The 21,914-nt window shown below is 71.6% G+C and carries 19 protein-coding genes; 4 read left to right on the top strand and 15 right to left on the bottom strand.

The genetic code is table 11. From position 1 onward, the window contains the following. Window positions 1-72: 72 nt before the first annotated feature. The 3 genes from QF035_RS43135 to QF035_RS43125 form a co-directional block, all read right to left on the bottom strand. The gene (locus QF035_RS43135) at window positions 73-954 is read right to left on the bottom strand and encodes an MHYT domain-containing protein (RefSeq protein WP_307526964.1); all 882 of its coding nucleotides are present in this window, start codon (window positions 952-954) and stop codon (window positions 73-75) included. A gap of 194 nt (window positions 955-1,148) precedes the next feature. Next, window positions 1,149-1,946: a VOC family protein gene (locus QF035_RS43130; protein WP_307526963.1), complete on the bottom strand. Its 798-nt coding sequence runs from the start codon at window positions 1,944-1,946 to the stop codon at window positions 1,149-1,151. 177 nt (window positions 1,947-2,123) lie between these two features. Continuing rightward, window positions 2,124-2,483 carry an ArsR/SmtB family transcription factor gene (locus QF035_RS43125; RefSeq protein WP_055610813.1) on the bottom strand — a complete coding sequence of 120 codons (360 nt, stop codon included), beginning with the start codon at window positions 2,481-2,483 and terminating at the stop codon, window positions 2,124-2,126. Window positions 2,484-2,567: 84 nt separating this feature from the next. On the opposite strand from QF035_RS43125, the gene QF035_RS43120 reads away from it, so the two are divergent. Further along, entirely contained in the window at window positions 2,568-3,707 is a 1,140-nt protein-coding gene (locus QF035_RS43120) for a cation diffusion facilitator family transporter (protein WP_307526962.1), read from the top strand. 15 nt (window positions 3,708-3,722) lie between these two features. Here QF035_RS43120 and QF035_RS43115 read toward each other — a convergent pair whose 3' ends face one another. Together QF035_RS43115 and QF035_RS43110 are read right to left on the bottom strand one after the other, a co-directional pair. Then, window positions 3,723-4,280, bottom strand: a complete 558-nt coding sequence (locus QF035_RS43115) for a YbaK/EbsC family protein (protein ID WP_307526961.1) — start codon at window positions 4,278-4,280, stop codon at window positions 3,723-3,725. 43 nt (window positions 4,281-4,323) lie between these two features. Continuing rightward, window positions 4,324-4,896 carry a helix-turn-helix domain-containing protein gene (locus QF035_RS43110; protein WP_055610810.1) on the bottom strand — a complete coding sequence of 191 codons (573 nt, stop codon included), beginning with the start codon at window positions 4,894-4,896 and terminating at the stop codon, window positions 4,324-4,326. 141 nt (window positions 4,897-5,037) lie between these two features. Between QF035_RS43110 and QF035_RS43105 the strand changes: the two genes are divergently transcribed. Next, window positions 5,038-5,889, top strand: coding sequence for a DMT family transporter (locus QF035_RS43105; RefSeq protein WP_307526960.1), 852 nt, complete (start codon window positions 5,038-5,040; stop codon window positions 5,887-5,889). Window positions 5,890-5,940: 51 nt separating this feature from the next. On the opposite strand, the gene QF035_RS43100 is transcribed toward QF035_RS43105, so the two are convergent. Next, window positions 5,941-6,726: an acyltransferase gene (locus QF035_RS43100; RefSeq protein WP_307526959.1), complete on the bottom strand. Its 786-nt coding sequence runs from the start codon at window positions 6,724-6,726 to the stop codon at window positions 5,941-5,943. A gap of 119 nt (window positions 6,727-6,845) precedes the next feature. Here QF035_RS43100 and QF035_RS43095 point away from each other — a divergent pair, with 119 nt between their 5' ends. Beyond that, the gene (locus QF035_RS43095) at window positions 6,846-7,376 is read left to right on the top strand and encodes a gamma carbonic anhydrase family protein (protein ID WP_307526957.1); all 531 of its coding nucleotides are present in this window, start codon (window positions 6,846-6,848) and stop codon (window positions 7,374-7,376) included. A gap of 104 nt (window positions 7,377-7,480) precedes the next feature. On the opposite strand, the gene QF035_RS43090 is transcribed toward QF035_RS43095, so the two are convergent. The 9 genes from QF035_RS43090 to iolC form a co-directional block, all read right to left on the bottom strand. Beyond that, window positions 7,481-8,137, bottom strand: a complete 657-nt coding sequence (locus QF035_RS43090; protein ID WP_307526955.1) for a DedA family protein — start codon at window positions 8,135-8,137, stop codon at window positions 7,481-7,483. Between the two features lie 113 nt (window positions 8,138-8,250). Beyond that, window positions 8,251-10,719 carry a beta-glucosidase family protein gene (locus tag QF035_RS43085; protein WP_307526953.1) on the bottom strand — a complete coding sequence of 823 codons (2,469 nt, stop codon included), beginning with the start codon at window positions 10,717-10,719 and terminating at the stop codon, window positions 8,251-8,253. 194 nt (window positions 10,720-10,913) lie between these two features. Then, entirely contained in the window at window positions 10,914-13,382 is a 2,469-nt protein-coding gene (locus tag QF035_RS43080) for a SpoIIE family protein phosphatase (protein ID WP_307526951.1), read from the bottom strand. A 117-nt stretch (window positions 13,383-13,499) separates the two neighbouring features. Beyond that, window positions 13,500-14,282: a GntR family transcriptional regulator gene (locus QF035_RS43075; RefSeq protein ID WP_307526949.1), complete on the bottom strand. Its 783-nt coding sequence runs from the start codon at window positions 14,280-14,282 to the stop codon at window positions 13,500-13,502. Between the two features lie 122 nt (window positions 14,283-14,404). Then, entirely contained in the window at window positions 14,405-15,901 is a 1,497-nt protein-coding gene (locus QF035_RS43070) for a CoA-acylating methylmalonate-semialdehyde dehydrogenase (RefSeq protein ID WP_307526947.1), read from the bottom strand. 31 nt (window positions 15,902-15,932) lie between these two features. Continuing rightward, window positions 15,933-17,807: a 3D-(3,5/4)-trihydroxycyclohexane-1,2-dione acylhydrolase (decyclizing) gene (iolD, locus tag QF035_RS43065; protein ID WP_307526945.1), complete on the bottom strand. Its 1,875-nt coding sequence runs from the start codon at window positions 17,805-17,807 to the stop codon at window positions 15,933-15,935. 7 nt (window positions 17,808-17,814) lie between these two features. Next, entirely contained in the window at window positions 17,815-18,699 is an 885-nt protein-coding gene (gene iolB / locus QF035_RS43060; protein ID WP_307526943.1) for a 5-deoxy-glucuronate isomerase, read from the bottom strand. Between the two features lie 19 nt (window positions 18,700-18,718). Further along, window positions 18,719-19,597, bottom strand: a complete 879-nt coding sequence (locus tag QF035_RS43055; protein WP_055610801.1) for a Cgl0159 family (beta/alpha)8-fold protein — start codon at window positions 19,595-19,597, stop codon at window positions 18,719-18,721. 30 nt (window positions 19,598-19,627) lie between these two features. Continuing rightward, a complete protein-coding gene (gene iolC / locus QF035_RS43050) occupies window positions 19,628-20,578 on the bottom strand; it encodes a 5-dehydro-2-deoxygluconokinase (RefSeq protein ID WP_307526940.1) in 951 nt (316 codons plus the stop codon). 314 nt (window positions 20,579-20,892) lie between these two features. Between iolC and QF035_RS43045 the strand changes: the two genes are divergently transcribed. Next, window positions 20,893-21,909: a sugar ABC transporter substrate-binding protein gene (locus QF035_RS43045; RefSeq protein WP_307526938.1), complete on the top strand. Its 1,017-nt coding sequence runs from the start codon at window positions 20,893-20,895 to the stop codon at window positions 21,907-21,909. Window positions 21,910-21,914: the final 5 nt, after the last annotated feature.

The following is a 21,914-nucleotide window of genomic DNA, read 5'->3' as shown; positions in this document are numbered from 1 at the left end:
GGACCGGCGAGGGAGAACGGCCCGCTGCCCGGCGATCGAGATCCCGCGCCGGGCCGCGGAGCCGGCGCGCGCTCACAGGTTGCGCGGTGCCGGCGCCGCCTGCCCGTACGCGCGCCGACTCGCGTCGGACGGCGCCTCGAAAAGGGAGCCGGACTCTTCGGCCCAGGCCGCCTGCCGCGTGGGCGCACGTCGGCCGGTGACGGGTCGCCTCCAGTCGCCGTCCCCGAGGACCAGCATCGGGTCGAACATCACGACCACTCCCGCGAGCAGCAGGAAGAGGGCGGGGCCGAGGAGCATGGGGAGCAGGAGCGTGTAGGCGGAGCCGCCGGCGCCTGGCGAGCCGGTCGCGTCGTGGAGGTGCACGCTGACGGCCGCCATGCCCGTGTAGTGCATGCCGGAGACGGCGACGCCCATGACGAGGCTGGCCCCCAGGCTGGTCATGAAGCCGCGGATCGCGACCGCGGCCCAGAGTGCGGCGGTCGCGGCGAGGATGGCGATCACGACGGAGAGGGCCACGGTGCGGACGTCGTACTGCAGGCTGCCGTTCACGCGGATGGCAGCCATGCCTATGTAGTGCATGGCTGCGACCCCGATGCCCGTGAAGGTGCCCGCCATGAGGAGGGTCGCCGTGTTCGCGCCGCGGTAGCCGACGGCGAAAACTCCCAGGCCGACGACGACAATCGCCACGGCGAGGCTGAGAATCGTCAGGCCGACGTCATAGCGAATACGGCTTTCCTCGACCTGGAATCCGATCATGGCGATGAAATGCATCGTCCATATTCCGCATCCGATCGATGCCGCTCCCAGCGCCAGCCAGCCCGGCTTCCACGACTGGTCGTTGCGCAGTGACCGAGTGATGCAGCGCAGCCCCAGGGCCGCCCCCAGGCATGCCATGACGTAGGCGGCCAGCGGCGTGACCATTCCATAGCTGAATCCGTCGACAGTTCCTTGCATATGCCAACATCCCCCCGAAACACAAGTGTTGCGGGGGACAGGTCTACGCGTGGTGACGCGGCGGAAGCAAGCGGTTTCGATCGATTCGCGGATAACCCAGTGCCACGTTCATCAATTCCGGTCATTGATGGGCTTTTTTCAGCCGGAGGCATTCATTCTGGTGGCGCGATCCCATCGTTCCGGCAGGCACGGCCTCACCGCTCCTTCCGCGACGCGACCGTGAACTGCGCGCCGTCGGGGTCCCGCAGCACCGCCTCCTGCGAGGACGCGCCCTCCTGGACTCTGCCCCCGTGGGCCAGCGCCGCACTCACGCACGCGTCGACGTCGTCGACCGCGAAGTGGACCTGCCAGTGCGGCCGGACCGTGGGATCGGGCGCCGCCTCCACCGCACCGGAGTGGATACGGGCCACCACGTCGCCGTCGCTGCGCAGCACGACCTCGTCGCCGTCGTAGTGGACCTCGATGCAGCCGGGTTCCGAGGTGGCCCACTCCAGGACCTCCCCGTAGAACATCGCGGCGTCGAAGGCGTTGCGCGTGTGCAGCCGCAGGAAGGCCGGGGCCGCCCGGCGCCAGGTCTCCCAGCCGGCGACGAGCTGGCCCTCCCAGATGCCGAAGACGGCGCCGTCTCGGTCGGCCAGCAGGGCGGCTCGGCCCGGCGGGAAGCCGATGGGCCCGACCGCCGTCGTACCGCCGCGCTCCTGGCCACGGGCGACGGCCTCGTCCGCGCTGTCCACGGCGAAGTACGGGGTCCAGGCGACGGCCATCTGCCACATGGAGGCCACGGCGGCGATGCCGGCCACGGGCACCCCTTCCGCGTACGCGATCCGGAACCGGTCCATCAGCCTGGCCTCCCGGAACCGCCAGCCGAGCACCGCCCGGTAGAAGTCCTCCGCGGCCTGCTGGTCGCGCGCCGTCAGGCTGACCCAGCACGGGGCGCCGACCACCGCATGGCTGGAGATGACGTCGCTTCGGAGTGTTGCGTCGCGGTTCATGGCAGTACCGTCCTGAATCGGGCCGACCGGCGTACGCGGACGTCCGGCAGCGTCGGAAGCGCCCTCGGGGCCGTGGTTCCGTCACCTCCAGCATCACCCGCATCGGCGTCCCGCGCCCGGAGGCGGTTTCCGGCTCACGCCCCGAGTACCCGAGGGCCCTGGCCGAAACAGGCCGCCTCAGTCGTGCGTCGGCCGGTCGCTCAGCCGGTGGTCGGCCAGGTTCAGGGCCTCGTCCACGACCCGGCGCAGGTGGCCGTCGCGCAGGGAGTAGATCACCCTGCGGCCCTCCTTGCGCGTGTTGACGAGACCCGCGAGCCGCAGCCGCGCCAGATGCTGGCTGACGGCCGGACGGGCCGCTCCGCAGCGCTCCGTCAGCGTCGTGACGTCGGCCTCGTCCTCGGCCAGGGCGTGCAGCAGGACGAGCCTGGTGCGGTCCCCCAGGAGGGCGAGAACCTCCGCGGCGAGGGCGAACTGCTCCTCGCCCGGCGTGCGCGGGTGCTCATCGTTCGCAGGTGACAGGTGCATGCGTGCGCTCATACGCACATAATGGCTCCGTGGGCGTCGTCGAGTCCACCGAGCACACCGGAATCAAGCACACCGGAAACCGGAAAGGGGATCCATGTGAGCGCCGGGCACCACGGGCACAGCCACCAGGACGAGCACGGGCAGGGGCATCACCACCACGGGCACCGGCAGGACCGCGGCGCCCCCGGCCACGAGCACGGCGCCGGGCACCCGCCCCGCGCCCGCCAAGGCCTCCGCCACGACCTCCGTCACCGTCTCGCCCACCGCGTCGCCCACCTCCTCAAGCCCCACTCCCACGCGTCCACCGACAAGGTCGACCCGGCCCTCGAGTCCTCGGCCCGAGGCATCCGCACCCTCTGGATCTCGCTGGCCGTCCTCGGCGTGACCGCGGTGGCCCAGGCGGTGGTCGTCGCGGTCTCCGGTTCGGTCGCGCTGCTCGGCGACACCGTGCACAACGCGGCGGACGCGCTCACCGCCGTACCGCTCGGCATCGCCTTCGTGCTGGGTAGAAGGGCGGCGACGCGCCGGTTCACGTACGGCTACGGCCGGGCCGAGGACCTGGCGGGACTCGCGATCGTGCTGACGATCGCCGCGTCCGCGGTCTTCGCGGGCTGGACGGCCGTCGACCGGCTGTTCGCGCCGCGCCCGGTCGAGCACATCCCGATCGTCGCCGCGGCGGCCGTCATCGGCTTCGCGGGCAACGAGTGGGTGGCCCGCTATCGCATCCGCGTCGGCCGCGAGATCGGCTCGGCGGCGCTCGTCGCGGACGGGCTGCACGCGCGCACCGACGGATTCACCTCGCTCGCCGTGCTTCTCGGCGCGGGCGGCGCCGCGCTCGGCTGGCAACTCGCCGACCCGGTGGTCGGGTTGGCCATCACGGTCGCCCTGCTGCTGGTGCTGCGCGACGCCGCGCGCGAGGTCTTCCGCCGGGTCATGGACGCGATCGACCCGGAACTGGTCGACACGGCCGAGCGGGCGCTGCGCGAGGTGCCGGGCGTGCAGGCGGTGGGTGAGCTGCGGCTGCGCTGGATCGGTCACCGGCTGCGGGCCGAGGTGGCGGTGGTAGTCGACGGCGAGGCGAGCGTACGGCAGGCCCACGGCATCGCGGTCGAGGCCGAACACGCCCTGCTGCACGCCGTCCCGGGACTCACCGCGGCCCTGGTCCACGCGGACCCGTCACCCGCGCCGGGCGAGACGGACCCCCATCTCGCCCTGGCCCACCACACGACCGCCTGACGGAAACGGAAAGGGTCAGGCGACCCCGAGTCCCTCCAGCACCACGGCGTTCGGCAGCTCCGCGAACACCTTCCCCGGAACGAGCAGCTTCCCCCGCCGGCGACCGCTGCCGACCAGCACGTACGGGAGATCGACCACCGCCGAGTCCACCAACACCGGCCAGTCGGCGGGGAGTCCGATCGGCGTGATGCCGCCGTACTCCATGCCGGTCTCGCCGGTCGCCGTGTCCATCGACGCGAACGAGGCCTTGCGCGCGCCGAGTTGGCGGCGCACGGCGCCGTTCACGTCGACGCGGGTGGTCGAGAGCACGACACACGCGGCGAGCGTGCTCTCCCCTCCCCGCTTGCCCGCGACGACCACGCAGTTGGCCGACCGGTCGAGGAGGTCCTTGCCGTAGTGCTCGACGAAGGTGGCGGTGTCGGCCCACTCCGGCTCGGTGTCGACGTACACGATCTGGTCGGCGGGGACGCTGCCGCGCCACTGGCGTACGGCGTCGGCGACCGGGCGGGTCAGTGTGTCGAGGCAGTCGGGAGCGGGGGTGGCGTCGTCGAATTGTCCGATGGGTGCGCGCATGACGGCACGCTAACAGCCGTGCGCACAGCGCCGGACGAGGGTCTCAGTGCACGCCCGGGACCGACACGGCCATGACCATCTCCAGCGGTACGTCGCCCGAATTGGCGTACGTGTGAGGGGTGTTGGCCTCGAAGGAGACGCTCGCGCCCGCGGGGACGCGGTACTCCTCGCCGTCGACGGTGAGCGTCAGCTCGCCCTTCGTGACATGCAGGAGCTCGACCGTTCCCGTGGGGTGCGGGTCGGAGGGGCTGCCCTCGCCCGGCATCAGCAGCCAGTCCCACATCTCCAGCGGGCCGGGCGCCTCGGTGCCCGCGAGGAGCCGGTTGTAGCTGCCCGCGTCGGTGTGCCAGAGCCGAACGGCCTGGTCGGCCGGGACGATCCGGACCTTCGGTCCCTGCTCGTAGTCGAGCAGCGTGGTGATGCTGATGCCGAGCGCGTCACCGATCTTGACGACGGTGCCCAGGCTGGGGTTGGTGCGGGCCTGCTCGATCTGGATGAGCATGCCGCGGCTGACCCCGGCGCGGGCCGCGAGCGTGTCCAGGGTGAAGCCGCGCTCGGTGCGCCAGCGCTTGACGCTGCGCGCCAGGGACTGGGTCAGGAGGTCGAGATCCGACACTTTCCGTCCAATTGTTCTCGTGGTCCTCATGAGGCTCGGCCCCCATGAGATTCGTTCAATATTCTGGATGACAGAGTTCAATGAACTGAACTACGGTGTGGTGCACCGAATCGTTCATCGAACTGTACTGCGAGGCATCGGATGACAGCGCTGTTCGCCCTGGCCACAAGCCTCCTCTGGGGGCTGGCCGACTTCGGCGGAGGGCTGCTGGCACGACGTACGCCCGCGCTGACGGTCGTGGTCGTCTCGCAGTCGATCGCCGCCGTCGTGCTCGGCGTGATCGTCCTCGTCACCGGCGCCTGGAGCGAGGCGAGTCCGCAGCTGTGGTTCGCGGTGGCGGCCGGCCTCGTCGGACCCGTCGGGATGCTGGCCTTCTACAAGGCACTCGCCCTCGGCCCGATGGGCGTCGTCTCGCCGCTCGCCTCGCTCAGCATCGCCGTCCCCGTGGCGGTGGGCCTCGTCCTCGGCGAGCGCCCGGGCCTGGTCCAGTTCGCGGGTATCGCGGTCGCCGTCGTGGGGGTCGTCCTCGCGGGCGGACCGCACTTCAGGGGCGCACCCGTGCAGCGGCAGGCCGTACTGCTCACCCTGGTCGCGGCATTCGGCTTCGGTGCGGTGATGGCCCTGATCGCCGAGGCGTCGTCCACCCTCACCGGCCTCTTCCTCGCCCTGTTCGTGCAGCGCGTCACGAACGTCGTCACGGGAGGCACGGCCCTGTACGTCGCCGTCCGGCGCGGCAGCGTGGCTCCCCCGAAGATCGCGTGGGGGTCCCTCCCGGCCCTGGCGTTCGTCGGACTCGCGGACGTGGCCGCCAACGGCACGTACTCACTGGCCGCCCAGCACGGCCCGGTCACCGTGGCCGCCGTCCTCGCCTCTCTCTGCCCGGTGGTGACGGCCCTCGCCGCGCGCGGCTTCCTCAGCGAACGGCTGCGCGGGATCCAGGCGGCGGGGGCGGGCCTGGCGCTGGTGGGCACAGTGCTGCTCGCCACGGGCTGAGCGACCACCGGGCCCCGGCCCCGGAGGTCCCCGGCCGTCTCCCCCGGCCGGTCAGGACTCGGCTCGTACGTCCTCGTGGGCGCCCTCGACGGCCCGCAACCCGGCGATGCTCTCCGCGTCCAGGTCGGCCAGGGCGAGCAACTGTTCCGGCGTGACCCCGTCGGGAATCGGCACCGGCGCCGGCGTGCGCAGGGGCGGCTGCCAGCCGTCGCCGGGGGTCCAGCGGCGTACGACCCTGGCCGGCGCCCCGGCCACCACCGCATGGTCGGGGACGGCACCGCGTACGACCGCGCCGGCCGCGACCACGACGTTCCGCCCGATGCGCGCGCCGGGCAGGATCACCGCGCCCGTGCCGATCCAGCAGCCCGGGCCGATCTCCACCGGCTCCATCCGCGGCCACTGCTTGCCGATGGGTTCGTGGGGGTCGTCGTAGGAGTGGTTGGTGGACGTCACGTACACATACGGACCGAAGTAGCAGTCGCTGCCGATCGTGACCGTCGTGTCGGCGATGACATGGCTGCCGCGGCCGAGGACGACACCGTCCCCGATGCGGAGGATGGGGTCCGGGCCGAGGTCGAGGTCGGGCATCAGCCCGGCGGTCAGAGTGACCTGTTCGGCGATGATGCAGTGGTCGCCGAGATGGATCCACGGCTCACCGAAGACGGTGCCCTGCGGGAAGGCCAGCCTGGTACCTGTTCCCATCGCCCCGAAGTGCAGCCGCCCGGGTCGCTCGGCGGTCACCGCGCCCGTCCGTTGCACCCAGGACCAGCCCGCGTGGACGGCGCGCTGGACGAGTCGGCGCCGCCGGGATGAGAACGTGTTCTTGCGCTTGGGCACCCGCTCACCGTACTCAGCGTGACGTCCGGCCAAGAGCTCGGGCGCCTGTGATCTTCGCCCCACCGTGGCGTGGCCGCATCCCTTACGGTGCCGGTACCAACGAGAACGAGGAGACGGCGATGACGCACAAGGCGCTGATCGCGGGCGTGGGCGGCAAGGATCCGAAGGTGGATCAGGAGGCGTTCGTCGCCCCGATGTCCGTGGTGCTCGGCGAGGTGACGCTGCACCCGGGCGCGAGCGTCTGGTACGGGGCGGTGCTGCGGGCCGAGTGCGGGCCCATCGTCATCGGCGCGGACAGCAACGTGCAGGACAACTGCACGCTGCATGTCGACCCCGGGTTCCCCGTCACCGTCGGGGAGCGGGTGTCCATCGGGCACAACGCCGTGGTGCACGGTGCCACTGTCGAGGACGACTGTCTGGTCGGGATGGGGGCGACGATCCTGAACGGGGCGGTGATCGGGGCGGGGTCGCTGGTCGCCGCGCAGGCGCTGGTGCCGCAGGGGATGCGGGTGCCGCCGGGGTCGCTTGTCGCCGGTGTGCCCGCCAAGGTCAAGCGAGAACTCACCGAGGAGGAGCGGGAGGGGATTTCGCTGAACGGGACGTTGTATGTGGAACTCGCGAAGGCGCACCGGGAAGCACACGGGGGCTGATTGTTCGTCGCGGGCCGCGGGCCGGCCGTGGCTGGTCGCGCAGTTCCCCGCGCCCCTGAAACGGGGCTGCTCCCCGTCATCGGGTGCAGCCCCTCAGTCGTCGCCTAGTCGGTCGCCGGGACCGGCTCGGCCGCCGTCCGCTCGGCCTCGCGTTCCGCCGTGACCTTCTTCGCCTTGCGCTTGAGGACCAGCATCGAGGTGAGGCCGATGAGGAGGGCCAGGACCAGGCCGAGCCAGGAGAAGCGCTTGAGCCAGGACTCGGCGACGATGCCGACGTAGTAGATGACCGCGGTGGTGCCGCCGGCCCAGAGGATGCCGCCGAGGACGTTGGCGGTGAGGAACTTCCAGTACGGCATGCGCAGCACACCCGCGAGCGGGCCCGCGAAGATCCGCAGCAGGGCCACGAAGCGGCCGAAGAACACGGCCCACATGCCCCACTTCTCGAAGGACTTCTCGGCGGTGGCGATATGGCCCTCGCTGAAGTGCCTGGGGAACTTCGCGCCGAGCCAGGCGAGCAGTGGGCGTCCGCCCTTGCGGCCGATGGCGTAGCCGATGGAGTCACCGACGATCGCGCCGGCGACGGCACAGGCGCCGAGGATCACGGGGTTGATGTCACCGTGCTGGGAGGCGAGCAGCGCCGCGGAGACGAGGATGATCTCGCCCGGCAGTGGAATGCCCAGGCTCTCCAGGCCGATGACCAGGCCCACCAGCGCGTAGATGCTGACCGCGGGCACTGTCTCTAGCCACTCCTGGACGTGCAACGCCGGTTCCTCCCGATTCACCGCGGACCGGGCCTGGCCCGGCGTGCGCTCGGCCGCGAGCGCACGCCGGGCAGCCTACCCGGTCACTTGGACCGCGCGGAGTGCCATCGGCCTCACACCTGCGCCCTCCCGCTGAGCCGCAGTTCACCCGCCGAGGCGCCCACCCACACGGTCCGCCGCCCGGTCCCGAGCACCCAGCCGTGCCGCTTCGCGTCCCACGAGGAGAGCGTGCGCTCGTCGACGTGCACGGTGACCCGGCGCGACTCCCCCGCCTTCAGCGCGAGCCGCTGATAGCCGCCCAACACCCTTTCGGCCTGGTCGACCTGGAGGTCCGGCGAGGCGCCCACATAGACCTGCGGGATGTCGACCCCGTCCCGCCGTCCCGTGTTCCGCACGGTGAACACCACCTCAAGCCCGTCCCCGGTCCGCTCCACGCCCAGGCCCTCGTACACGAAGGAGGTGTACGAGAGTCCGTGCCCGAACGGGAACAGCGGCCGCACGTCCTCCGCGTCGTACCAGCGGTGGCCGACGTGGACGCCCTCCGAGTACTCCTCGACGCCGTTCACGCCCGGGTAGCGGCGCACGTCGCCCGCGACCGGGTGGTGGTCGTCGTCCACCGGGAAGGCCTGGGTGAGCCGTCCGCCGGGGTCGCAGTCGCCGAACAGGACGGCGGCGGTGGCTGCCGCGCCCTCCTGGCCCGGGTAGTACATCTGCAGCACGGCGGCGGTGCGCTCCAGCCACGGCATCGACGTCGAGGAGGAGGTGTTGAGGACGACGGTCGTGCGGGGGTTCACCGCCGTCACCGCCTCGATCAGCCCGACCTGGTGGCCGGGGAGCGCGAGGGTCGTGCGGTCCTGGTTCTCAGTGGCGTCCTCGTACGCGAAGAGCACGACGCTCTCCGCGGCCCGGGCCGCCTTCACCGCTTCGGCGACGTCCTGGGCGCGGGTCGCCCCGGTGGCGTGCCGCAGCCGGAACGTCTGCCCCTGGGTGCCGCCCTTCGCGGTGATCTCGACCCGGTGTTCTCCGGCGGCGAGATCGAGCGTCCTGCGGCGCACCGCGAGCCCGTCGGGCGCGGCCGACACCAGGCCGCCCGTGAAGTGCTCCGCGAGCCCGGCCGCCACCGGGAAGAGATCGACTCCGTCGAGGAGCACCTTGGGCCGCGTTCCGGAGTAGTGGATGACGAACGTCCACTCGTCTTCGTCCTCGACGGTGAGTGTCCCCTTGTACGTCCAGGTCTTCCCGGCGGCGATCCGCTGGCCCTCCGGGTCGATGCCGTCGCTGAGCGCGTCGTCGGGCAGGGGCTTGCCGAAGAGGTCCTCGCCGAGCGCGTAGGACACCTGGGCGCCTTGTCCCGCACGGGACTTGATGGCGTCCAGCGGGCGCTCGGCGTGGTCGGGGATCACATGGGCGCTGCCGCCGCCGCTTACGAAGGGCAGCGAGCCAGTGGGGCCGACGACGGCGACGCTGCGGGCGGCCTCGCCGGTCAGGGGCAGCGTGCCGTTCCTGTTGTGCAGGAGGGTGGCGCCCGCCTTGGCGACCTCCAGGGCGACCGCCGCGCCCGCCGACGGGTTGCGTGCCGGGCGGGGCGGGGCGCTGCCGTCGAGCATCCCGAAGTCGTCCATGGTGGTGAGGATGCGGCGTACCGCCCGGTCGACGTACTCCTCGGAGACGCTCCCGTTCTGGACGGCCGTCCTGAGCGCGGCCCCGAAGTACTTGCCGTTCGGCATCTCCATGTCGAGGCCCGCGGTGAGCGAGGCGACCGTGCTGTGGGCCGCGTGCCAGTCGGTCATCACCCAGCCCTCGAAGCCCCAGCGGTCGCGGAGGATGCCGGTGAGGAGTTCCTTGCTCTCGCAGGCGTAGGTGCCGTTGACCTTGTTGTAGGCGCCCATGACCGCGCGGGCGCCGGCGCCGACGGCGGCCTCGAAGGCACGCAGCTCGACCTCGTTGAGGGTCTGCTCGTCGACCCGTACGTCGACGGAGTCGCGGTCCTTCTCCTGGTTGTTCATCGCGTAGTGCTTGACGGTCGCGATGAGGCCCTCGCTCTGGATGCCCTTGATCTCCTCGGCCACGAGGTCGGCGGAGAGCAGCGGGTCCTCGCTGAACGTCTCGAAGTTGCGGCCCGCGTACGGGGTGCGGATGAGGTTGACCATCGGGGAGAGCAGCACGTCCTGGCCGAGGGCGCGGCCCTCGCGGCCGATGACCTGGCCGTAGCGGCGGGCGAGGCCGGGGTCGAAGGCGGCGGCGAGCAGGACGGGCGCGGGCAGGGCGGTGGCGTGCTGCTTGACACGGACTCCGGCGGGGCCGTCGGCGAGGCGGAGCGGCGGGATGCCGAGCCGTTCCACGCCGGGCACGTATCCGGCCTGGCCGAGGGCCTTGGGGTCGGTGGCGCCGTGCAGCAGGGAGAGTTTCTCGTCCAGGGTGAGCTTGGTGAGCAGTCCCTCGACGCGGGGGCCCGCGGCCGGTTGTCGCCGGGCGGCGGCCGCGTGCGCGAGGGACGGGGGCCCCGCGGTCGCGGCCAGGGCGACGGCGGTCGCGCCGCCCAGCAGGCGCAGGACGGACCGCCGGGACACGGTGTCGGACATGAGGCGTCACTCCTCGTTGGGTACGGGCACGAGGAGGTGAACCGCGGGGGCGCGCGGGCGGCCGGTCCGGGGTAGACCTCCGGACGCACTATGCGACAAAAGTGACTTAATACACCGTTAGGCACAACGGGCACGGCGAAAACGTGTCGCGCCACTGCGATGCGACGCCATGCCGCACCACGTGGCCGGCCCGCTCAGATCTCCGGGCCCGTGAGCGACTGCTCGGTCCAGATGATCTTGCCGTCCTGTGTGTAGCGGGTGCCCCAGCGCTGGGTGAACTGGGAGACCAGGAACAGACCTCGGCCGCCCTCGTCGGTCGTCTTGGGGTGACGCAGGTGCGGGGCGGTGGGGCTGGCGTCCCAGACCTCGCAGACCAGGGTCCGGGACATGATCAGCCGCAGTCTTATCGGCCCGGAGGCGTGCCGGATGGCGTTGGTGACGAGTTCGCTGACGACCAGTTCGGTGGTGAACGTCAGCTCGTCCAGGCCCCACTCGCACAGCTGCCGTGATGTCCGCTTGCGCACCTCGGCGACGGCCGCCGGGTCCCTGGGCAGCTCCCAGGACACCGTCCGTTCCGCGTCGAGGCGGCGGGCGCGGGCCATCAGCAGGACCACGTCGTCCGGAGGACGGGCGGGGACCAGCGCCTCCACGACGGCCTGGCAGCGGTCGTCCAGGCTGGGCGCCCGCCGTTCGAGCACCCGGCGCAGCCGCTCCCGGTCGGCGGCGGCGTCCCGCTGCGGCGCGGGCCCCTCGGCGGCGAGCAGGCCGTCGGTGCACAGGGCGAGCACGCTGCCTTCCGCGAGCGGCAGTTCGACCGACTCGAAGGGCGGGCCGCTCACGCCGAGCGCGGGTCCCGGCGGCAGCTCGGGGAAGTCGACCGTGCCGTCCGGGGCGACGATCGCGGGCAGGCCGTGGCCCGCGGCGGCCATGGAACAGTGGCCGCCGACCGGGTCGTACACCGCGTAGAGACAGCTGGCGCCCTTGGCCCGTACGCCGTCGGCGCGCGGGGCCGCCTCGGCGTCGTCCTCGTATCCGGCCCGGTCGACCAGGTCGTCGAGGTGGGCGAGGACCTCCTCGGGCGGCAGGTCCAGGTCGGCGAGGGTCTGTACGGCGGCCCTCAGCCGGCCCATGGCCGCGGCGGCCTCGATGCCGTGGCCGACGACGTCGCCGACCACCAGGGCGACGCGCGCGCCCGACAGCGGGATGACGTCGAACCAGTCGCCGCCGAGTCCGGTCAGCTCGTCGGCCGGCCGGTAGCAGGCGGCGACCTCCATCGCGTCCTGCTCGGGGAGCCGGTGCGGCAGCAGATGGCGCTGCAGTACGAGGGCCGCGTCGCGCTCCCGGGTGTAGCGGCGGGCGTTGTCGAGGGACAGGGCCGCGCGGCCGACGACCTCCTCGGCCAGGCCCAGGTCGTCCTGGTCGAAGGGGTCCTGCCGGTGGCGCCGGAAGAACGTGGTGATCCCGAGCATGGTGCCGCGGGCCCGCACCGGCACGATCATCGCGGTGTGCAGTCCGAGGTCGAGGAAGGTGGCGGCCCGGTCGCCGGCGATGCCCGTGGCCCACTCCGGGGCCAGCGGGTCGAGCCGCTCCTCGATCCAGGAGGTGCCGCCGGTCAGCGCGCGGATCGGGGGTGCTTCGGGCAGGTAGGCGGCCACTTCGCCGATCTCGACCACGGCCTCGGGGACGCCCTCGTTCACCGACTGGTGTCCTGCCCGGCGCAGCGGCATCGCGTCCGTCCCGCTGAGCGGCCCGGCGACGGGTTCGCCCCCTTCGAGGACGGTCTCCAGCAGATCCACGGTGACGAAGTCGGCGAGTCCCGGCACCGCCACGTCGGCCAGCTCCTGGGCGGTCTGCATGACGTCCAGGGTGCGGCCGAGGCGCTTGCCGGCCTGGTCCAGGAGGGTGAGGCGCTGGCGGGCCCGGTAGCGCTCGGTGACGTCCACGACGGTGTAGTAGACGCCGATCGGGTTGCCGTGGTCGTCGTCGAGCCGGGTGAACGACATCGCGTGGGCCGTGTCCCGGTGCGGCGCCGAGCGGACCGTACCGACGTGTTCGTAGCCGACGACGGCCTCGCCGGTCTCCAGGACCTGGCGCATCACCGCCTCCAGGGCCTGGGCGTTCAGGCCCGGCTGGATGTCCGCGAGCCGTTTGCCGATCCGCTGGTGCGCGGGTCCGCCGCCGAACTGCTCCAGGGCCGCGTTCGACCACACGTACCGCAGGTCCGCGTCGACGATCGCTATGCCGATGGGTGAGTGCGAGGCCAGCCGCTCCAGCACCGTGCGGCTCATGTCCCAGCCCGCGGCGCCGGTCGAGTCGGCGGCCAGGACCACCCAGCGCGACGGGCCTTCCGCGGCCTCCACGGCCGGGACGACCCGCACCGTCGTGACGACGGGGTGCCCGTCGCGGTGACGTACGGCGAGGAGCCCGGTCCAGCCGCCGTTGCGGCCGCAGCGGCGGGTCAGGTCGGGCAGGCGCTCGGCGTCCTCGGGCATCAGCAGCTCGGCCACGGCGCGGCCGACGACCTCGGCGCCGCGATAGCCGAACAGCCGCTCGGCATCGCCGGTCCAGCCGGCCACCGCCATGCGCGCGTCGAGCAGCACCACCGCGGCGTCCACCATGTCGAACCGCCGCCGCGCCACGCCGCTCTCCTCGCTCGTCGCCACTGCGACCCCCTCCGTTCCGGGGAGTGGTCCGTTCCCGTACGCCTCGCTCCGTGCACCCGCGCATACGGGCCCAACGTACCGCCGCGGCCGCCTTCCGACCCCGGCGGCCGCACCCGATCAGGGGCGTACGAGCAGCTGGAAGTCGAACGTGTAGCGCGCGGCGCGGTAGACGTGGGTCCCGTACTCTACGGCCCGCCCGGTGTCGTCGTAGGCCGTGCGGCACATGGTGAGCAGCGCGGCTCCCTCCGGCTCGTCGAGCAGGGTCCCCTCTTCGGCGGTGGCGCAGCGGGCGCCCACGGTCTGACGGGCGCTGTGCAGGGTGATTCCGGCGGCCCGCAGCATCCGGTAGAGACCGGTCTCCTCCAGCCGCTCGGTGTCCAGTTCGAGGAGCGTGGCGGGCAGGTAGTTGCACAGGTGGGCGACGGGTTCGCCGTAGGTGGAGCGCAGCCTTTCGAGCACGATGACGTCCCGGCCCTCGGGGATGCCGAGGGCCGCGGCCACCTCGGGCGAGGCCGACTCGATCTCGTTGCGCAGCACCTGGGTGGCGGGGCTCTGCCCGGCGGCCGCCAGGTCGTCGTAGAGGCTGCTCAGTTCCAGCGAACGTCTGACCTGGCTGTGCACCACCTGAGTGCCGATGCCCCGGCGGCGCACGAGCAGGCCCTTGTCCACCAGGGACTGGATGGCCTGGCGGACGGTCGGCCGGGACAGGCCGAGCCGGGCGGCGATGTCCACCTCGTTGCCCAGCAGGTTGCCCGGGGCGAGCGCCCCGTGCTCGATCGCGGACTCCAGTTGCTGGGCGAGCTGGTAGTAGAGCGGGATCGGGCTGCCCCGGTCCAGGGCGACCTCCAGGCTGTCGAACGCTGCGGCGTTCGCCGGACGTGCGGTTTCGGTCTCTGCCACGGAGCCCCTCCCTTCACATGTCCGTCGGTACGTGGCTCTCGATCGTGTCGTGCGGGTACCCCGGACGGCTTCGGTGAGGCCGTGCCCGGGTCGGGCACGGCCTCCTTCGGGCGCGGCTTCCGTCAGGAGTTGCTGGGGAAGCCGAGGTTGATACCGCCGCCGTCGGCCGGGTCGGGCCAGCGGGTGGTGATGACCTTGCCCTGGGTGTAGAAGGCGATGCCGTCGTTGCCGTAGATGTGGTGGTCCCCGAAGAGGGAGTCCTTCCAGCCGCCGAACGAGTGGTAGCCGACGGGCACGGGGATCGGCACGTTGACGCCGACCATGCCGGCCTGGACCTCCAGCTGGAAGCGGCGGGCGGCGCCGCCGTCCCGGGTGAAGATCGCGGTGCCGTTGCCCCAGCGGGAGCTGTTGATCAGCGCGATTGCCTCGTCGTACGTCTCGGCGCGGACCACGCAGAGCACCGGGCCGAAGATCTCGTCCTTGTACGCGTCCGCGGTGACCGGCACCTTGTCGAGGAGCGAGACGCCGATGAAGAAGCCGTCCTCGTGGCCCGGGACGGTGAAGCCGGTGCCGTCGACGACGACCTCGGCGCCCTGGGCGGCCGCGCCCGTCACGTACGAGGCGACCTTGTCGCGGTGCTCGCGGGTGATGAGCGGGCCCATCTCGCTGGCCGCGTCGCTGCCGGGGCCGATCTTCAGGCCCTTGGCCCGCTCGGCGATCTTGTCAACCAGCTCGTCGCCGGTGTCGCCGACCGCGACGACGACGGACACGGCCATGCAGCGCTCGCCAGCCGAGCCGTACGCGGCGTTGATGGCCTGGTCGGCGGCGAAGTCCAGGTCGGCGTCCGGGAGAACCAGCATGTGGTTCTTGGCGCCGCCGAGGGCCTGTACGCGCTTGCCGTGCTCGATGCCCTTGAGCTGGATGTACTTGGCGATGGGCGTGGAGCCGACGAAGGAGACGGCCGTGATGTCCGGGTGCTCCAGGAGGCGGTCCACGGCGACCTTGTCGCCCTGCACGACGTTGAGCACGCCGTCCGGGAGGCCCGCCTCGGAGGCGAGTTCGGCCAGCCGGTAGGAGGCGGAGGGGTCCTTCTCGCTCGGCTTGAGCACGAAGGTGTTGCCGCAGGCGATGGCCAGCGGGAACATCCACATCGGCACCATGGCCGGGAAGTTGAACGGCGTGATGCCCGCGACGACACCGAGCGGCTGGCGGATCGCGGCCACGTCGACGCGCGTGGAGACCTGTGTGGACAGCTCGCCCTTAACCAACTGCGGTACGGAACAGGCGAGTTCGACGATCTCCATGCCCCGGGCGACCTCACCGAGCGCGTCCGAGTGCACCTTGCCGTGCTCGGCGGTGATCAGCTCGGCGATCTCGTCGCGGTGCGCGTCAAGCAGCTCGCGGTACTTGAAGAGGACGGTCGTACGCTTGGCCAGCGAGGCGGTACCCCAGCTCTCGAAGGCGGCCTTCGCGGAGGCGACGGCGGCGTCCACCTCGTCCACGGAGGCGAAGGGCACCTGCTTCTCCTGGGCGCCCGTGGCGGGGTTGTAGACGGGGCCGAAGCGGCCGGAGGCGCCCTCGACGGGCTTCCCCCCGATCCAGTGGTTCATGTTCTGCATGGTGTGGATCCTTTTCGTGAGCGGAGGGAGGTCAGAGGTGGCGGCGACGGTCGACGACGCGCTCGTCGTACCGCTCGCGGGCACGGGAGGCGGCGTCGCGGGAGGCGACCTCGGCGACCGGTACGTCCCACCAGGCCTCGGCTGCGGGGGCGGTGGGCGTCGGGTCGGTCTCGACGTACACGCACGTCGGCCGGTCCGAGGCGCGGGCCGTGGCCAGGGCGTCGCGCAGTTCGCGGACGGTCTTGGCGCGCAGGACGTCCATGCCGAGGCTGGCGGCGTTGGCGGCCAGGTCCATGGGCAGCGGGGCGCCGGTGAAGGTGCCGTCGGCGGCCCGGTAGCGGTAGGCGGTGCCGAAGCGCTCGCCGCCCGTCTCCTCGGAGAGGCCGCCGATGGACGCGTACCCGTGGTTCTGGATCAGCACCAGGTTGACGGGCAGGCCCTCCTGGACGGCGGTGACGATCTCGGTGGGCATCATCAGGTACGTGCCGTCGCCGACCAGTGACCAGACGGGCGTGCCGGGGGCGGCCTGCTGGACGCCGATGCCCGCCGGGATCTCGTAGCCCATGCAGGAGTAGCCGTACTCCAGGTGGTACTGGCGCGGGCTTCGCGCACGCCACAGCTTGTGCAGGTCGCCGGGGAGCGAGCCGGCCGCGTTGATGACGACGTCGTCGTCGCCGACCACGGCGTCCAGGGCGCCGAGGACCTGGGTCTGGGTGGGGACGGCGTGCTCGTCGTCCGCCCGGTACACGGCGTCCACGACCTCCTCCCAGCGCTCCTTGCCGGCGCGGTACCCGGCCTCGTACGCCGCGTCGACGCGGTGGCCGGACAGCGCCTCGGTGAGGGCCTCCAGACCGGCGCGGGCGTCGGCGACCAGGGTCCGCGCGCTCAGCTTGTGCGCGTCGAAGGCGGCCACGTTGAGGTTCACGAACCGCACGCCCGGCTCCTGGAAGAGCGTGGCGGAGGCGGTGGTGAAGTCCGTGTAGCGGGTGCCGACGCCGATGACCAGGTCGGCGGTGCGGGCCAGTTCGTCGGCGACGGCGGTGCCGGTGTGGCCGACTCCGCCGAGGTCGGCCGGGTGGTCGTAGCGCAGGGAGCCCTTGCCGGCCTGGGTGGACGCGACCGGGATGCCGGTGGCCTCCACGAACGCCTTGAGCGCCGTCTCGGCCTCGCTGTGGTGGATGCCGCCGCCCGCGACGATCAGGGGGCGCCGGGCGCCGCGTACGGCTTCCACGGCGGCCGCGAGCTCGGCCGGTTCGGGCGCCGGGCGGCGTACGTGCCAGATCCGGTCGGCGAAGAACTCCTCGGGCCAGTCGTACGCCTCGGCCTGGACGTCCTGCGGCAGGGCGAGGGTGACGGCGCCGGTCTCGACCGGGTCGGCGAGTACGCGCATCGCGTTCAGGGCGGAGGGGATCAGCGCCTCGGGGCGGGTGATCCGGTCGAAGTAGCGGGAGACCGGACGCAGCGTGTCGTTGACGGACAGGTCCGCCTCGACGGGGTGCTCCAGCTGCTGGAGCAGCGGGTCGGCGGCACGGGTCGCGAAGTAGTCGCCGGGCAGGAGCAGCACCGGGAGGCGGTTGACCGTGGCCAGGGCCGCGCCGGTGACCAGGTTGGTCGCGCCGGGGCCGATGGAGGTGGTGACCGCCTGCGCGGAGAGCCGGTTCAGCTGGCGGGCGTGGCCGACCGCGGCGTGCACCATGGCCTGTTCGTTGCGGCCCTGGTGGAACGGCATGGTCTCCTCGCCGGCCTCCAGGAGCGCCTGGCCGATCCCGGCGACGTTGCCATGTCCGAAGATCCCCCAGGTCCCGGCGATCAGCCGGTGCCGTACGCCGTCGCGTTCGGTGTACTGCACGGCCAGGAAACGCACCAGTGCCTGGGCGACGGTCAGGCGAAGGGTGGAGCGGCTCATCGGTTCCTCACTGGGTGGTTCGGGTCAGCCGGGGGTCGACGGGCTGGCTCGGCCAGGTGTCGCGGATCCAGGCGTGGTCGGGGTGGTCGCAGATCAGCCAGGCCCGGTCGGCGCCGGGGCCCGCCATGACGTTGAGGTAGTACATGTCGTGGCCGGGCGCGGCGATGGAGGGGCCGTGCCAGCCGTCCGGGATCAGGACGACGTCGCCGCCGCGCACCTCGGCGAGCACATCGGTGCCGCTGCCGTGGCCGGACGGGGAGACCCGCTGGTAGCCGAGGCCGGGCGTGCCCTCGTGGTCGGCGATCTCGAAGTAGTAGATCTCCTCCAGCTCCGACTCCTCGCCGGGCCGGTTCTCGTCGTGCTTGTGCGGCGGGTACGAGGACCAGTTGCCGCCCGGGGTGATCACCTCGACCGCGATGAGCTTGTCGCACTCGAAGACCCCGGCCGCGCCGAAGTTTCGGACCATGCGCGAGCAGTTGCCGGTGCCGCGCAGCTCGACCGGGACGGACTCGGCGGGCCCGTAGCGGGCCGGCAGACGCCGGGAACAGCGGGCCCCGGTGAGCGCGAAACGCCCGCCGTCGGCCGAGGTGAGCGTCGCGGTCGCGTCCCGCGGAACGTATACGAAGTCGCTGGCACCGCTGAACACGCTCGTGCGGCCGCGCAGTTCGAACTCGTCGCGGCCGAAGTCGTCACCGACCGTGACGCTGCAGCCGCCGCCGAGCGAGGTCACGATCCACTCGCTGTCCCCGGCGGTGAACAAGTGCGTGCCACCGGGTGCCAGTTCGAGGACGCGGAGGCTGGAGTGGTCCCAGCCGGCGCTCTCCGGGGTGACGTCCACGGCGTACGGGCCGCTCGCGGCCTTGCCCGCGGGCAGGTGGTGTGCGCTGGTCATGAAAAGTGGATCCTTCCGGTCAGAGCAGGCCGACCGCGGTGTCCACCGCGGTCTCCACACTGCCCTCGGCGGGATAGAGCAGGGACCGGCCGACGACCAGACCCTGGACGGTGGGCAGTCGCAGGGCCTTGCGCCATCTCTCGTACGCGCCCTCCTGGTCCCTGCCGACCTCGCCGCCGAGCAGGACGGCGGGCAGGGTCGAGGTCTCCAGCACGGCGGCCATGTCGTCCGGGTCGCTGGTGACGGGCAGTTTCAGCCAGGTGTAGGCGGAGGTGCCGCCGAGCCCCGAGGCTATGGCGATGGAGCGGGTGACGGCCTCGGCGGTGAGGTCGTTGCGGACCGTTCCCTCGACGCGGCGGGAGATGAACGGCTCGACGAACACGGGAAGCCGGTGCGCGGCCATGTCGTCGATCGCGCGGGCGGTCGACTCCAGGGTGGTCAGCGAGCCGGGGTCGTCGTAGTCGATGCGCAGCAGCAGCTTGCCCGCGTCGAAGTTCAGCCGGGCCATGTCCTCGGCACGGTGTCCGGTGAACCGGTCGTCCATCTCGAAGACGGCACCGGCCAGGCCGCCGCGGTTCATGGAGCCCATGACGACCTTGTTCTCCAGCGCGCCGAGCAGGAGCAGGTCGTCCAGGATGTCGGCGGTGGCGAGCACCCCGTCCACGCCCGGCCGCGACAGCGCGATACACAGCCGCTCCAGCAGGTCGGCGCGGTTGGCCATCGCCAGCCTGCGATCGCCGACTCCGAGCGCGCCGCGTGCCGGGTGGTCGGCCGCCACGATCATCAGGCGGCCGCTGTCGCCGACGAGGGGACGCCGGGTCCGGCGGGCAGCCGCTTCGGCCACCGCCTCCGGGTGCCGGGCGCGCACCCTGACGAGGTCGGGGATGGTGATGCTCAAGGGTCTGGCTCCGTTCAGGGGGTGGCGGCGTCAGGCGCGGGAGGCGACGAGATCCTCGACCTCGGCGGCGGTCGGCATCGCGGAGGAGCAGGCGAGGCGGGAGGCGACCAGGGCACCGGCCGCGTTGGCGTACCCCATGGTCTTCTCCAGCTCCCAGCCGGCCAGCAGTCCGTGGCAGAGCGAGCCGCCGAACGCGTCGCCCGCGCCGAGGCCGTTGACCACCTCGACGGGTACGGGCGGCACTTCGGCGGTGGTGCCGTCGCGGTGGACGGCGAGGACGCCCTTGGGACCCTGCTTGACGACGGCCAGTTCCACGCCCGCTTCGAGGAGTGCCTCGGCGCAGGCGCGCGGCTCGCGGACGCCGGTGGCGACCTCGCACTCGTCGAGGTTGCCGACGGCGACGGTGACGTGCCGCAGGGCTTCGGCGTAGTACGGGCGTGCCTCGGCCGGGTCCTTCCAGAACATGGGGCGCCAGTCGAGGTCGAAGACGGTGGTGCCGGCCTTGTCGCGTGCCTTGAGGGCCGCGAGCGTGGCGGAGCGGCTGGGCTCCTCGCTCAGACCGGTGCCGGTGATCCAGAAGATCTTCGCCGCCCGGACGGCGAAGAAGTCCAGCTCGTCGGTGCGGATCTCCAGGTCGGGCGCCTTGGGCTGCCGGTAGAAGTACAGCGGGAAGTCGTCGGGCGGGAAGATCTCACAAAACGTGACCGGCGTCGGGTACGCCTCGACGGGGGTGACCCAGCGATCGTCGACCCCGAACTCCTTGAGAGCCTGGTGCAGATAGGCTCCGAAGGGATCATCGCCGGTTCGGGTGACGATCGCCGTGGAACGGCCGAGACGGGCCGCGGCGACCGCCACGTTGGCCGCCGAGCCACCGAGGAATTTACCGAAGGTTTCGACACGCGCGAGCGGCACTCCGGTCTGCAGAGGGTAGAGATCGACCCCGATGCGACCCATGGTGATCAGGTCGAAGGACTCGGTCATACGCGTCGCTCCTCGTGCTGGCTGCGGGCTTCCGGGGGTGCGGGATGCAGGGGACCGGTGTGTCCTAGGTGTAAGACCGAGGCCGAGCCATGTCAAGACTTTGTACTTACATTCTCACGTGATCCTGAAATGATGTCTTAACAAAGTATTGACAGCGGGGTCTGTCAGGGACTTACATCCCCTCCCAACAGCACAGCCGAGTTTGTCGGTACGTGGCCCTGCGGTCTCCTTCCGTACGGGCCGAAGGACCGGGCACCCGCCCGGACCGCTGCCCCTGCTCCCTTTCCCCTGTCGCACAGTGAGGTGCCGGAAAGATGGACCGCACGTCTCGCCCCCGTTCCCGCAGATTCGCCCTCGTCGCCGCGGCCGCCGCAGCGGCCCTGATAGTCACCGGCTGTTCCAGCGACTCCGGCGGCAAGAAGGCCGAGGAGGACACGGGCAACGCGTCTGCCGGCAAGGCCGACACCCCCCGCATGAAGGTCGCGATGATCACCCACGCGGCCCCCGGCGACACCTTCTGGGACCTCATCCGCAAGGGTGCCGAGGCCGCCGCGGCCAAGGACAACGTCGAGCTGGTGTACTCCAGCAACCCGGACTCGGCCAAGCAGGCCAACCTGGTCCAGAACGCGATCGACCAGAAGGTCGACGGCATCGCGGTCACCCTGGCCAAGCCGGACGCCATGAAGTCCGCTGTCGCCAAGGCCAAGGCGGCCGGCATCCCGGTCGTCGGCTTCAACGGAGGCGTCGACGACTGGAAGGACCAGGGCCTCCTGGAGTACTTCGGCCAGGACGAGTCCGTCGCCGGTGAGGCCTTCGGCGAGAAGCTCAACGAACTCGGCGCCAAGAACAACATCTGTGTCATCCAGGAGCAGGGCCACGTCGCCCTGGAGGCGCGCTGCGCGGGCGTCAAGAAGACCTTCAAGGGCAAGACCACGAACCTGTACGTGAACGGCACGAACATGCCGTCCGTGAAGTCGACGATCACCGCCAAGCTCAAGCAGGACTCGTCGATCGACTACGTGGTCACCCTGGGTGCCCCGTTCGCGCTGACCGCCGTGCAGTCCGTGGACGACGCGGGCAGCAAGGCCAAGGTCGCGACCTTCGACCTCAACAAGGAGATGGTCAGCGCCATCGAGGACGGCGACATCCAGTTCGCCGTGGACCAGCAGCCGTACCTGCAGGGCTACCTCTCGGTCGACTCCCTGTGGCTCTACAAGACCAACGGCAACTTCAGTGGCGGTGGCCAGGAGCCGGTGCTGACCGGTCCCGCGTTCGTCGACAAGTCCAACGTCGAGGCCATCGCGAAGTTCGCCGCGAAGGGCACTCGGTGATTTCC

The sequence above is a fragment of the Streptomyces umbrinus genome, assembly GCF_030817415.1.
GTDB lineage: Bacteria > Actinomycetota > Actinomycetes > Streptomycetales > Streptomycetaceae > Streptomyces > Streptomyces umbrinus_A.
This window is presented reverse-complemented; position numbering and strand designations above follow the sequence as displayed.